Origin of the sequence: Providencia sp. PROV182, from assembly GCF_028480325.1 — a bacterium.
Taxonomy (GTDB): domain Bacteria; phylum Pseudomonadota; class Gammaproteobacteria; order Enterobacterales; family Enterobacteriaceae; genus Providencia; species Providencia hangzhouensis.
In genome coordinates this window covers 241,953-255,841 of record NZ_JAMPOL010000001.1, presented here as the reverse complement: position 1 = coordinate 255,841, position 13,889 = coordinate 241,953, and the positions used below count along the sequence as shown (strand labels likewise).

The 13,889-nt window shown below is 41.2% G+C and carries 13 protein-coding genes; 9 read left to right on the top strand and 4 right to left on the bottom strand.

Features of this window, described 5'->3' with window-relative positions; translation table 11 throughout:
* Positions 1-197: 197 nt before the first annotated feature.
* A complete protein-coding gene (locus PR834_RS01220) occupies positions 198-755 on the top strand; it encodes a glycine cleavage system transcriptional repressor (RefSeq protein ID WP_004253549.1) in 558 nt (185 codons plus the stop codon).
* Positions 756-769: 14 nt separating this feature from the next.
* Positions 770-1,240 carry a thioredoxin-dependent thiol peroxidase gene (bcp, locus tag PR834_RS01215; protein ID WP_004253548.1) on the top strand — a complete coding sequence of 157 codons (471 nt, stop codon included), beginning with the start codon at positions 770-772 and terminating at the stop codon, positions 1,238-1,240.
* 47 nt (positions 1,241-1,287) lie between these two features.
* Here bcp and PR834_RS01210 read toward each other — a convergent pair whose 3' ends face one another.
* Complete coding sequence (locus PR834_RS01210; protein WP_004253547.1) at positions 1,288-2,352, bottom strand: AI-2E family transporter; 1,065 nt, start codon at positions 2,350-2,352, stop codon at positions 1,288-1,290.
* A gap of 196 nt (positions 2,353-2,548) precedes the next feature.
* Between PR834_RS01210 and PR834_RS01205 the strand changes: the two genes are divergently transcribed.
* Together PR834_RS01205 and arsC are read left to right on the top strand one after the other, a co-directional pair.
* Positions 2,549-4,012, top strand: coding sequence for a beta-barrel assembly-enhancing protease (locus tag PR834_RS01205; RefSeq protein ID WP_036958108.1), 1,464 nt, complete (start codon positions 2,549-2,551; stop codon positions 4,010-4,012).
* A gap of 12 nt (positions 4,013-4,024) precedes the next feature.
* Entirely contained in the window at positions 4,025-4,381 is a 357-nt protein-coding gene (gene arsC, locus PR834_RS01200; RefSeq protein WP_187710363.1) for an arsenate reductase (glutaredoxin), read from the top strand.
* Between the two features lie 43 nt (positions 4,382-4,424).
* On the opposite strand, the gene hda is transcribed toward arsC, so the two are convergent.
* The 3 genes from hda to upp all read right to left on the bottom strand — a co-directional run bounded on the left by hda (position 4,425) and on the right by upp (position 7,274).
* A complete protein-coding gene (gene hda / locus PR834_RS01195) occupies positions 4,425-5,126 on the bottom strand; it encodes a DnaA inactivator Hda (RefSeq protein WP_036957653.1) in 702 nt (233 codons plus the stop codon).
* Between the two features lie 127 nt (positions 5,127-5,253).
* Positions 5,254-6,549, bottom strand: a complete 1,296-nt coding sequence (gene uraA, locus PR834_RS01190) for a uracil permease (protein ID WP_004253542.1) — start codon at positions 6,547-6,549, stop codon at positions 5,254-5,256.
* Positions 6,550-6,647: 98 nt separating this feature from the next.
* The gene (gene upp, locus PR834_RS01185) at positions 6,648-7,274 is read right to left on the bottom strand and encodes a uracil phosphoribosyltransferase (protein ID WP_004253541.1); all 627 of its coding nucleotides are present in this window, start codon (positions 7,272-7,274) and stop codon (positions 6,648-6,650) included.
* Positions 7,275-7,627: 353 nt separating this feature from the next.
* On the opposite strand from upp, the gene purM reads away from it, so the two are divergent.
* The 5 genes from purM to PR834_RS01160 all read left to right on the top strand — a co-directional run bounded on the left by purM (position 7,628) and on the right by PR834_RS01160 (position 13,789).
* Positions 7,628-8,668 (top strand): phosphoribosylformylglycinamidine cyclo-ligase, encoded by a 1,041-nt coding sequence (gene purM, locus PR834_RS01180; protein WP_272536322.1) that lies wholly within the window; start codon positions 7,628-7,630, stop codon positions 8,666-8,668.
* Positions 8,668-9,306, top strand: coding sequence for a phosphoribosylglycinamide formyltransferase (purN, locus tag PR834_RS01175; protein ID WP_096863895.1), 639 nt, complete (start codon positions 8,668-8,670; stop codon positions 9,304-9,306). The genes purM and purN overlap by 1 nt, the downstream gene beginning before the upstream one ends.
* A 237-nt stretch (positions 9,307-9,543) precedes the next feature.
* Entirely contained in the window at positions 9,544-10,131 is a 588-nt protein-coding gene (speG, locus tag PR834_RS01170) for a spermidine N1-acetyltransferase (RefSeq protein WP_004253538.1), read from the top strand.
* Positions 10,132-10,185: 54 nt separating this feature from the next.
* Positions 10,186-12,255, top strand: a complete 2,070-nt coding sequence (ppk1, locus tag PR834_RS01165; RefSeq protein WP_004253537.1) for a polyphosphate kinase 1 — start codon at positions 10,186-10,188, stop codon at positions 12,253-12,255.
* A gap of 4 nt (positions 12,256-12,259) precedes the next feature.
* Complete coding sequence (locus PR834_RS01160) at positions 12,260-13,789, top strand: exopolyphosphatase (RefSeq protein ID WP_094960482.1); 1,530 nt, start codon at positions 12,260-12,262, stop codon at positions 13,787-13,789.
* The last annotated feature ends 100 nt before the right edge of the window (positions 13,790-13,889 follow it).

Sequence of the window (13,889 nt, the reverse complement as noted above, 5' to 3'; positions counted from 1 at the left end):
TAATGCCGAGCACATTAACTTAAATAGAAGTAATAATTCACTGATATTTCTCGCAAGAGTCTATTTCCCCTCTTGGCAGATTGTCTTTTTTATGGTTTCCTTACCTTCATAGTCAGTCAGTTTTTAGTGCTAGAATTTTACTGCTATATTCTAATCAAATGTTTAACTGACATAATTAAAATACTAAGGAATAGACTTTGCCTAAGACTGAACAGCAATTTCTTGTCATTACTGCGCTGGGAACAGATCGTCCGGGCATTGTGAATACTATTACACGGCTAGTCAGCGAGTGTGATTGTAATATTGAAGATAGTCGCTTAGCGATGTTTGGCAAGGAATTTACCTTCATTATGATGCTTTCAGGCAGTTGGAATGCTATCACCCTTTTAGAGGCGACATTGCCACCTAAGGGCGCCGAGCTCGATTTGCTCATCGTAATGAAAAGAACCCAGAGTGTTCAAACAACCTATTACCCATCGACAGTAACAGTGAATGTTGTTGTTGACGATGCACCCCGTATTGTCGAGCAATTCACAAATTTATTCACAACCTCGCAGTGTAATATCGCAGAGCTTGTTTCTAAAACACAACCAGCCAATAATGATATGCCCGCTCAACTGGAGATTCAGATTACTGCACACGACCCGTTGGACGATAATGGCATAATCATAAAAAATAAATTTCAACAACTGTGTACAATGCTAAATGCTAAAGGCAACATAAGTATTGTTAACAACCCCAACATGCAAAGTTAACGGAGATATATGTAATGAACCCATTGAAAGCCGGTGATAAGGCGCCTCAATTTAGCCTTCCTGACCAAGATGGTGAGCTCATCAATCTTTCTGATTATCAGGGTCAGCGCGTATTAGTTTACTTTTATCCTAAAGCGATGACCCCTGGTTGTACTGTTCAAGCGTGTGGTCTACGTGATGAAATGGATACACTTAAAGCGAAAGGTGTCGAAGTATTAGGTATTAGCACAGACAAACCAGAGAAACTGTCTCGTTTCGCTGAAAAAGAGATGTTGAACTTCACTTTATTATCAGATGAAGACCACCAAGTATGTGAGCAATTTGGGGTTTGGGGTGAAAAACAATTCATGGGGAAAACCTATGATGGGATTCATCGTATTAGCTTCCTCGTTGACCCTACTGGGAAAATAGAACACGTCTTTGACAATTTTAAAACCAGTAACCACCACGAAATCGTGCTTGATTACATTAATACACACGCTTAATCGCCACATCTTAGTGCTGTATGCCCCCATACAGCACTATTCCTAACCTAGTTTTGTGATTCCGTTGGCTCTTCCGGCCATACGTGAATGACCGCTTTAATCAGTGTTGCTAATGGGATTGCAAAAAATACGCCCCAAAAGCCCCATAACCCACCAAATATCACAACAGATAAAATAATCACTAGTGGATGCAAATTTACCGCTTCAGAAAACAATAAAGGCACAACAACGTTGCTATCCAAACCTTGGATCACTAAGTAAACTAACATTAGGTACCAAAATTCACTGCCGATACCGAACTGAAAGAGCGCAACAATAACCACTGGGATCGTGGCCGCTACCGCACCAATATAAGGGATTAATACCGCTACTCCGACAAGCACCGATAACAATACGGAATAGCGCAAGTCAAAATAAGCAAAACATAAATAGGTCGCCACCCCAACAATCACCATTTCTGTTACTTTCCCTCGTAAGTAGTTGGTGATTTGTTCATTCATTTCGACCCAAACTTTGCCCACTAACAAACGATTTTTGGGTAATAACTTAAGAAAGCTTTTGCTGATACGTTCTTTATCTTTTAAAAGAAAAAATGTCATCAAAGGCACTAGAACTAAGTAAACCGCCAAAGTAAAAATACCAATTAATGATGCAACTGACGCTTTAACCACTGAGTCCGCAATACCCGACATGCGGCTACGAAGGTTATCTGCCATCATATCAATAATGCCAACATCCACTAATGCGGGGTATTGCTCTGGTAATTTCTGTGCGAATTCATTGAAACGGTTAACCATATTTGGTAGATCGGCCATCAAATTAATCCCTTGCTGCCATGCCGTCGGCGCAATAATTAAAATAACCATGGCACTTATTCCAGCGAATAAGGTCAAAATAATACCGACAGCAACTGAACGAGATAACCCTATACGCTGTAATAAATTGGTTGGCCATTCAAGTAAATAAGCTAAAGCAATTGCCGCCAGCAATGGAGCCAGTATACTGCTGAAAAAGAAGATGATCACAAACCCCGATACGAGTAATGTAAAGAGGGCTATGGCTTGTGGATCAGCAAAACGCCGACGATACCACTGTAAAAACAATTCCAGCATTTATTGCTCCTGGGGGAATTAGTGCAAAGGACAGTTCCTAAAGTAACGAAAATTATACCGAAGAACAGATTTTACGATAGCTTTTGCTATCATGTGTTTTAAACTTTTCGCGTTTTTAGGTGCCTTACTTAAACATACCCGAAATAAAGTCGGTACTTACCCTAAATTTAAATGTTGTATGGGATACTCACGTTTCATGAAGAAAACTTTAAAATATCCATTATTGGCTTTCATGATCGCTGCGCTAATGAACGGTGCAGTTTTACCTGCTTATAGCGCAATTGAAGATACCTTACCCGATATAGGAACGACGGCGGGAGGCACTCTTAGCATCAACCAAGAAATTATTATGGGAGACGCAATCACACGCCAAATACGAGCCAGTACCCCTCTTATTTATGACCCACTGTTAACTCAGTATGTTAACAAACTTGGCATGCGCTTAGTAAAAAATGCCGACTCAGTTAAAACACCGTTTAAGTTCTATTTAGTCAATAACCCCAATATTAACGCATATGCCTATTTTGGGGGTAATGTCGTGCTGCATTCCGCATTATTTCGGTACAGCCAAAATGAAAGCCAGCTCGCATCAGTCATGGCTCACGAAATATCTCACGTCACGCAAAGACACCTTGCGCGAATGATGGAAGACCAGAAAAGCACCACTCCTCTCGCGATTGCAGGGACCATTGGTTCTTTACTGTTAGTGATGGCGAATCCTCAAGCCGGTTTTGCCGCTTTAACAGGAACAATGGCTGGGGTTCAACAAGGTATGATCAGCTTTACCCAAGCCAATGAACAAGAAGCTGACCGTATTGGCTTGCAGACATTAAGGCGCTCTGGCTTTGACCCACACGCCATGGCTGATTTTATGCAAACGATGTCAGACCAAACTCGTTATATGTCGAAGCCCCCTGAAATCCTATTAACGCACCCCTTACCGGATAGCCGTTTAGCGGATGCAAGAAACCGCTCTAATCAATATCCTAAAGTGAGTGTGCCATCATCACTGGATTTTATGTTAGCTCGCGTTCGTATTTTGGCCATGTATAGCACCGAGCAAAAACATGCCTTAGACCAAATTATTGAAAATTACGGGAAAGGTTCTGCACAAGAGCAAATTGCGGCACAATATGGTAAAGCGTTACTTCTTTCTCAGGACAAAAAATATGCAGAAGCAGGTAAAATCCTGACAGAGCTATTAGCGAAACAACCTGATAACCCTTGGTTTATTGATAGTATGACGGATGTCGATATCGAACAAAATCAAGTTGCTAGAGCAGTTTCGCGTTTACAAAACGCATTGAAAAAAACACCGAAAAATACTGTTTTCATTGTTAACCTTGCCAACGCATTAATTAATAATCATCAATATAAAGAAGCAACAACCTTGTTGAATAAATATACGTTTGATTACCCTGATGACCCGATTGGCTGGGATTTACTGGCCGAAGCGTCTGCAAAGCAAGGTAAACGTACAGAAGAACTCGCCGCTTACGCAGAAGGAATGGCATTACGGGGTAATTATGACACTGCGATTAATTATCTCAGCGATGCTAGCCGTCAAAGCCGTTTAGGCAGCTATGAACAACAGCGTTATGACGCTCGCATTGATGCGCTTAGAAAACTACAATTACGTGACAAAAATGCAAAACCGTAAGGAGTTAAAATAATGACGAATTCGATTAAGATTTACCACAACCCTCGTTGTTCTAAAAGTCGTGAAACCCTAGCCCTTTTAACTGATAAGGGTATCACTCCCACGGTGGTCGAGTATTTAAAAACACCCCCAACGGTAGCTGAGATCAAAAAACTCCTTAAAATGTTAGGCTTTAAAGATGCTCGTCAATTAATGCGCACCAAAGAAGAGCTGTATAAGGAATTGAATTTAAACGATGACAGCTTAACTCAGGACCAACTCATTAAAGCGATGCATGAGAACCCTAAGTTGATTGAACGCCCTATCGTTGTTAATGGTGATAAAGCACGCTTAGGCCGCCCGCCTGAGCAAGTCTGTGAAATCTTATAGTCACTATTTTGGCAGCTATGCGGCTGCCAACTCGTTTAGTCTACTAAAGTTTTAGAATATCTTTTACGAAAGGGATCGTTAATTTGCGCTGAGCAACGATGGATGCGTGGTCAAGTTTGTTTAAGATATCAAACAAGGTTCCCATTTTTCTATCTAAACGTTTTAATACGAAACGGCACACATCTTCCGGTAATTCGAAACCACGAATACGAGCACGTAATTGCAGTGCCCAAATTTTATCTTCGTCGCTCAGTGGATGCAGTTTATAAATTTGTCCCCAATCAAGGCGAGAGGCTAAATCAGGTAATTTCAGTTCGATTTGCCGAGGTGGCCTATCTCCAGTGATTAATAAACAAGTTCGGCCAATCTCCAAAATACGATTATATAAATTGAAAATCGCCATTTCCCACTCTTCATCACCCGCGATGCACTGAATATTATCAATACAAACGAGTGATAAATGCTCCATACCGTCTAGTACTTCAGGGACAAAATATGCACGTTTATCTAAAGGGACATAGCCTACTGCAATGCCTTGTTCAGACAGTTCAGCACAAGCCGCATGCAATAAATGGCTTTTTCCACCACCTTCTCGCGACCAATAATAGATATAACTACCGTGTGGTTGATTAATAGCAGACTGAATAGCAGACAGCAACGCCCCATTTTCCCCTGCATAAAAGCTTGCAAAGGTTTCATCATCTGGCAGATATAGTGGTAATGAAAGCTGTGATGGTGTGTTCAGAAGCGCCTCTGGCTGTACAAATCAATTTTCATCTAGCAGTTTACCATAAAAAACACGGATAGATGAATAAGAACGGTGAGCAAATGCCGCTCGATCAACCGAACGGCAATGGGGAAAATCACATGGCTTATTTTTTATTGCTATCAAGCTCTTGCACTTCAGATGTTACAAATTGCTTTTCAGGCCTAACAAACGTTATAAAACGGAACAATAATGCCATAAATATCCCGACAATCGTCGCCAGTGCCATACCTTTAAGTTCCGCTTGACCGATATGGATAACCGCACCACTAACACCAATAATTAAAATCACTGAGGTTAAAATCAAATTCTGTGGCTTGTTATAATCAACTTTTGAATCAATCAACACACGAATACCTGATGCACCAATTACCCCGTATAATAAGAGTGAAACCCCGCCCATGACAGGAACCGGCACTAATTGGATAGCAGCAGCTAATTTACCAACACAAGATAATAAAATAGCAATAATTGCAGCTCCGCCAATCACCCATGTGCTGTATACCTTGGTAATTGCCATTACCCCAATATTTTCACCATAAGTCGTATTCGGTGTCGAGCCAAAGAAACCTGAAATCACCGTCGAGAACCCATTCGCAAACATGGAGCGATGTAAACCTGGCGATTTCATTAAGTCACGCTCAACAATATTCGCCGTGACCACTAAGTGCCCTACGTGCTCAGCGATAACCACTAAGGCCGCAGGTAAAATGGTTAAAATAGCAAACCATTCGAAGCGTGGTGTATAAAATGTTGGGATAGCAAACCATGGCGCTTCAATAACCGGGGTAAAGTCCACAATTCCCATAAAATAGGACAATGCATAACCCGCTAAAAAGCCAATCAAAATTGGAATTATAGATAAAAACCCACGGAAAACGACCGCGCAGAGAATAGTGACTGATAATGTGGTCAGGGAAATAATTAACGTGTTCGAATCAACCACTGCGCCATCTTTAGGTAATAGCCCTGCCATACCTGCAGCGGTTTGAGCAAGCTCTAAACCAATTACAGCTACGATTGCCCCCATTGCCGCTGGGGGAAACATAACGTTGATCCACCCTCTTCCTGCAACTTTAACAATCAGCGCAACTATACAGAACAACACGCCACAAATGATAAAGCCGCCAAGTGCCAATTCATAACCTAATGGTAATAAAATCAACACAGGGGAAATGAATGCAAAACTTGAACCTAAATAAGCCGGAATTTGCCCTTTACAAATAAATAAGTACAGCAGCGTTCCTATTCCATTAAACAGCAAAATTGTCGCGGGGTTTACACCAAACAGAATCGGTACGATAACGGTTGCGCCAAACATAGCAAACAGGTGTTGAAGGCTCAGTGGGATAGTTTGTAATAATGGTGGTCTTTCTTCAACACTGATGGTGCGACGAGTCATGTGACTTTATCCTCTTTTAGCGAAATGGCTAATCACTGAATAAGCAGTGAGTCTCTACAATTAATCAAAAAAAAGCCGACTTCTCAGTCGGCTTATCATTATTTAGTACCAAATATCTTGTCGCCCGCGTCACCGAGACCCGGAACGATATACCCCTCTTCATTTAAATACTCATCAATTGAAGCGGTATATAATTCAACATCTGGATGCGCAGCTTCCAACGCTTTTAAACCTTCTGGCGCTGCAACAAGGACTAAGATTTTAATCGAGGTACAACCCGCATTTTTTAATAAATCAATAGTGGCAATCATTGAGCCACCCGTCGCTAACATTGGGTCAACCACTAATGCCATACGTTCTTCAATGTTAGATGCGAGTTTTTGGAAATAAGGGACAGGCTGCAGTGTTTCTTCATCACGATAAACACCCACCACACTGATACGTGCACTTGGAATACTATCTAATACACCATTCATCATACCAATACCAGCACGGAGAATTGGTACTACAGTGATTTTCTTACCTTTAATTTGTTCTATTTCTACAGGACCACACCAACCATCGATAGTCACTTTTTCAGTTTCAAGGTCAGCAGTTGCTTCATAAGTCAGTAGGCTACCAACCTCTGAGGCCAGTTCACGAAAGCGTTTTGTGCTTATATCATGATCTCGCATCAGGCCGAGTTTATGTTTAACGAGAGGGTGTTTTACCTCAACGATCTTCATGGGTTTCTCCTACTATTTAAGACGGCGGCGGACAAAAAAATCGCCGGATTATACCTCTTTTAGCTTTGGTTGCCACTAGATAACGCTTGATTTTGGTCAAAACAACAACGATTAACACAATTTTTTTAGAATTATACCTCATCTCAGTTAAGTTGAAATTGGCTAAACCGCAAATTTGATTTAAATAAAATCATTTATTATTTTTCTGTACGGCTTCTTAGCAATCCCCTTTTTTGAATCACGAGTACTAAAAAAATTTCCAACACAAAGCTATCGCAAACGTTTGCCTAGCCTGTTAGAATAATGTCAATGATGTTATTTTTCTCAAAAATGTAATTGCCTTGGGGGCCGTAGTGACTGATAAAACCTCTCTCAGCTATAAAGATGCCGGTGTTGATATTGATGCGGGTAACGCCTTGGTTGAACGTATTAAAGGTGTCGTAAAAGAAACCCGCCGCCCAGAAGTCATGGGAGGTCTTGGGGGATTCGGTGCATTATGTTCCCTACCGCAAAAATACCGTGAACCTGTTTTAGTCTCAGGCACTGACGGTGTCGGTACCAAATTACGCTTAGCAATGGATTTAAAACGTCATGACTCCATTGGGATTGACCTCGTCGCTATGTGTGTCAATGACCTGATTGTTCAAGGCGCAGAGCCTCTATTCTTCCTTGATTATTATGCAACCGGTAAACTGGATGTGGATACCGCTACTAGCGTGATTACAGGTATCGCAGAAGGCTGTAAACAATCTGGTTGCGCATTAGTTGGCGGTGAAACCGCTGAAATGCCTGGTATGTACCATGGTGAAGACTACGATGTGGCGGGTTTCTGTGTGGGTGTTGTTGAGCGCTCAGAAATCATCGATGGCAGCAAAGTGAGTGCTGGGGATGCCTTAATTGCTTTAGCCTCTAGCGGCCCTCATTCAAATGGTTATTCGCTGGTTCGCAAAATCCTTGAAGTCAGTCAAACCAACCCTGAAGAAACGCTATTAGATGGAAAACCTTTAGCTGATCACTTATTGGAACCAACACGCATTTACGTTAAAAATGTATTAGAGCTGATCGCAAATAGCGATATCCACGCCATTGCACACATAACCGGTGGGGGTTTCTGGGAAAATATTCCTCGCGTACTACCTGACAACACACAAGCGATTATTGACGGCAGCAGCTGGCAATGGCCCGCAGTCTTTAATTGGCTAAAGCAAGCTGGTGATGTTAGTACCCATGAAATGTACCGTACCTTCAATTGTGGTGTGGGGATTATTATTGCTCTGCCACAGCAAGAAGTCGAAAATGCACTTGCTCTGTTGAACAAGCTTGGTGAAAACGCATGGCAAATCGGTACAATTGGTGCATTACCTGCGGGTGAAGAGCAGGTTGTGATCCGCTAATGAAAAAAATAGTTGTCCTCATTTCTGGCAGTGGCAGTAATTTGCAATCATTAATTGATAGCTGTCGCTCTGGGGCAATTGGCGCTCAAATTGTTGCTGTTATCAGCAACCAAGCCAATGCTTATGGGCTTGTTCGAGCACAACAGGCTGGGATCCCAGCCTGTTATTTAGATGCGAAACAATATACTGACCGCCAAGCATATGATGCTGCATTACTCGCGCAGGTTGACCAATTCCAGCCTGATTTAGTCGTATTAGCGGGTTTTATGCGTATCTTATCAGCCCAATTCGTCAACCACTTTGCTGGAAAATTACTCAATATCCACCCTTCTTTGCTGCCTAAATACCCCGGTTTACATACACACCGTAAGGCGCTGGAAAATGGGGATAAAGAACATGGCACATCGGTGCATTTCGTTACCGAAGAGCTGGATGGCGGGCCGGTTATTTTACAAGCCAAAGTGCCTATCTTTGAACAAGATAGCGAAGAAGATATTATCGAGCGGGTTAAAGCTCAAGAACATGCGATTTACCCATTAGTTGTTGAATGGTTCATCAGTGGCCGATTAACAATGCAAAAAGGTAACGCTGTGTTAGATAACCAAATTTTACCGCAACAAGGTTATGCTAACGAGTAACCTTCGTGGCAGCGAAAAATATAAACTTAAGGGTGGATATCCACCCTTTTTTCGTCGTATTTCACATGGAAATAACATAGAACGGTATTGAGTTAAACAGCGTCCCCCTAAGTAAAATGAATTATTTTTCAACAAGGTGATCATCTCTCTGTGCTGTGTCATTATTTTATCGTAAATAAATGTTATCCTTGTAATCGAAGAACAACACATTTTTCCTAACTAAATAGAGGTATTTTTATGACAACCGGGCAAGTTCATCCGTTTAGGTTGCGCCCACTTGAACGTGAAGATTTAGCATTCATTCACCAGCTTGATAATAATGCCAGTGTTATGCGTTATTGGTTTGAAGAACCTTACGAAGCTTTTGTTGAATTAAGCGATCTTTACGATAAACATATTCATGACCAGTCTGAACGCCGCTTTATCGTTGAAAATGACAGTGAGAAAGTGGGCCTAGTCGAATTGGTAGAGATTGATTATATTCACCGACGCTCTGAATTTCAGATTATCATTGCACCGAGCCATCAAGGGCATGGCTATGCGAGTCGCGCTGCGCAATTAGCAATGGACTACGCGTTTTCTGTACTAAACTTATATAAACTTTATCTTATTGTTGATAAAGAAAATGTCAAAGCTATCCATATTTATAATAAACTAGGCTTCCATACTGAAGGCGAACTGATCGACGAGTTCTTTGTCAATGGCCGTTATCACACCGCTATCCGTATGTGTATTTTTCAGCAGCAATATTTTACGATGAAACAGCAATCTGCTAATCCAGAAAGTGTTATTACCCAAGATAAAGCAATTAAACAACACATTTAGCTAACTGACTGGTATCATAGCCACAAAGTAACAAGAGTCTAATATGGAGTTAGAATGTCCCAAGAACGTCTCTATCATGAAAAAGAGTTAAGCTGGCTGTCTTTTAACGAGCGTGTTTTACAAGAAGCAGCCGACAAGCGTAACCCTCTTATTGAACGAATGCGTTTTTTGGGTATTTATTCCAATAATTTAGACGAGTTTTATAAAGTCCGCTTCGCCGACGTTAAACGCCGTATTTTAATTAATGAAGAACGGGGTTCGGCAAGCGGTGCTCGCCACTTGTTAAAGAGAATTCAGTCAAGAGTTGCCAAACAAGAACAAGAGTTCGATATTCTCTATAATGATTTGCTATTAGAAATGGCACGCAATCAAATATTCTTGATTAACGAACGTCAAATTTCGCCTCGCCAACAGATTTGGTTACGTCAATATTTCCGGCAGAACCTGCGCCAGCATATTACGCCAATATTAATTAATCCTGACACCAATCTGGTTGAGTTTCTAAAAGATGACTACACGTACCTTGCCGTTGAAATCATCAATGGCAATCACATTCAGTATGCGCTATTGGAAATTCCATCCGATAAAGTGCCTCGGTTTGTTAACTTACCGCCGGAAATGCCAAAGCGTCGCAAGTCAATGATCCTAATTGATAATATCCTTCGCTATACACTGGATGAAATTTTTAAAGGCTTCTTTGATTACGATAAGCTTAATGCTTATTCGATGAAAATGACGCGTGATGCAGAGTATGACATCGCAACAGAGATGGAATCGAGCTTACTTGAGATAATGTCGTCCACATTAAAACAGCGTTTAACCGCAGAGCCCGTCCGTTTTGTCTATCAACGTGATATGCCTGACGAAATGGTTGCTCTTTTACGTGAAAAGCTGGGGTTATCCAGTGATGACTCTGTGATTGCTGGCGGTCGCTATCACAACTTTAAAGATTTTATTAACTTCCCTAATGAGGGAAATAAAAATTTATTAAACAAGCCACTACCAAGGCTGCGTCACCGCTGGTTTGATAATTTCCGTAACGGTTTTGATGCCATTCGTGAACGCGATGTGCTGTTATATTATCCCTACTATACCTTTGAACATACTTTAGAATTATTGCGCCAAGCGTCTTTTGACCCGAATGTATTGTCGATAAAAATTAATATTTACCGTGTTGCGAAAGACTCACGCATTATCGATTCCGTCATTCATGCTGCCCATAATGGAAAAAAAGTCACAGTGGTCGTTGAGTTACAAGCTCGATTCGATGAAGCCGCCAATATTCATTGGGCAAAACGGTTAACCGAAGCTGGCGTGCATGTTATTTTCTCCGCGCCAGGGCTTAAAATCCACGCGAAATTGTTTATTATCTCGCGTATGGAAGAAGGGCAAATCGTTCGCTACGCTCACATTGGTACGGGTAATTTTAATGAAAAAACCGCTCGGCTTTATACCGATTACTCGCTACTCACAGCAAATGAGCTGATCACCAACGAAGTTCGTCGGGTATTTAGTTTTATTGAAAACCCCTATCGCCCAGTGACTTTCGATAATTTAATGGTGTCTCCACAAAATACACGGATTCGTTTAATGGCCTTAATTGACCAAGAAATCGAAAATGCACTCGCTGAACGGCCAAGTGGCATCACATTAAAAATTAATAATCTAGTCGACAAAGAATTGACCGACAAACTGTATGATGCCTCCAATGCAGGTGTCAAAATTCGTTTATTAGTCAGAGGAATGTGCTCTTTAGTGGCGGGTCAAGTCGGCTATAGTGAAAATATTCAAGTAACCAGCATTGTTGACCGTTTTCTTGAGCATGACCGTGTCTATGTTTTCACCAATGCGGGTGACGAAAAAGTCTTTATTTCCTCCGCTGACTGGATGACGCGCAATATTGACTACCGCATTGAAGTTGCCGTTAGTTTAGTCGACCCGCATTTAAAACAACGGGTATTGGATATTTTAGAGCTGCAATTTAGCGATACCGTAAAAGCACGTTATGTTGACAAAGATTTAAGTAATCATTATGTTCCCCGCGGAAATAAACGAAAAATCCAAGCCCAGCTTGCTGTGTATGATTATTTAAAATCAATCGAAACACCTGATACAAGAGCTTAAAAATATGCCAATAACCAACGCCTCAACACCGAGACCACAAGAAATTGCGGCTATAGATTTAGGCTCCAATAGTTTTCATATGGTCATTGCTCGTATTGTCAACGGTGCATTGCAAGTTCTCACTCGCTTGAAAAAACGTGTTCACCTTGCTGATGGCTTAAGTGATACCAATGAATTAAGTGAAGAAGCCATGGAACGGGGCCTTGCCTGCCTCGCGTTGTTTGCCGAACGGTTACAAGGATTTTCCCCTGAGAACGTGTGTATTGTTGGCACACACTCATTACGTGTCGCAACGAATGTGAAACTATTTTTGCAACGCGCAAAAGAAATCATGCCCTATCCTATTGAAATCATTTCAGGCCAAGAAGAGGCTCGATTGATTTTTATGGGCGTTGAACACACCCAACCCGAAAAAGGCCGCAAATTAGTACTTGATATCGGTGGTGGTTCAACTGAGTTAGTCATTGGTGAGAAGTTTGAACCGCTTTTGATTGAAAGCCGCCGTATGGGTTGTGTGAGCTTTGCTCGCACTTACTTCCCAAATGAAGAAATCAACCCTGAATTTTTTAATCGCGCCTACCTAGGGGCTTGCTTAAAATTAGAAAGCACTGCGATTTTATTTAAGAAACAAACTTGGGACGTCGCGATGGGTGCCTCGGGCACCATCAAAGCTGCTCATAGTGTAATACAAGAATTAGGCTATAAAGACGGTATTATCACCCGTGAACGCCTTATCGAAATCAAGCAAATGGCATTAAAATATAAGTCATTTAGCGCACTAAATATACTCGGCCTCTCTAATGAACGTAAGCACGTATTTGTCCCAGGTTTAGCCATTTTACTTGCCGTCTTTGATTCATTAGAAATTAAAGAGTTACGTTTATCTGACGGTGCATTACGTGAAGGTGTTTTATATGAAATGGAAGGCCGCTTCCGCCATCAAGATATCCGTCAACGTACTGCATTAAGCCTTGCTGAGCATTATAATATTGATAGAGAGCAAGCGAAACGTGTATTAAAAACGATGGAAGAACTCTATTTCCAATGGGGGCAGCAAAACCCTAAACAACTCAATCCACAGTTAGAATCCATTTTAATATGGGCGGTTATGCTCCATGAAGTTGGCTTAAGTATTAATCATAGTGGTATGCACCGCCATTCTGCTTATATTTTGCAAAACACTAACTTACCGGGTTTCAACCAAGAACAGCAACTATTACTGGCAACATTAGTACGTAATCATCGTAGGGCTATTAAGTATGACGATATCCCTAAATTTAATTTATTTAAAAGAAAACAATTTATGCCGCTTATCCAAATTTTGCGGCTAGCCATTTTGTTAAATAATCAACGCCAATCTACAACAATCCCTTCTTCGTTACGGATAGAAACGGATGATGGGCACTGGACTATCTATTTACCATCTGAATATCTCGTGCAAAATGCATTGATGTTATTAGATTTAGAAAAGGAAAGTGGCTATTGGGAAGATGTTCCCGGTTGGTCGTTAACTATTTGCGCAGAAAATGAGTAATTTGCGGCCATTATTGTAGTGATTTGTTCTTATTATTCATCATTGATGACTTGAAAATCACCGCTTATTTGACTCAACTATTTGATATATTATTTAAATA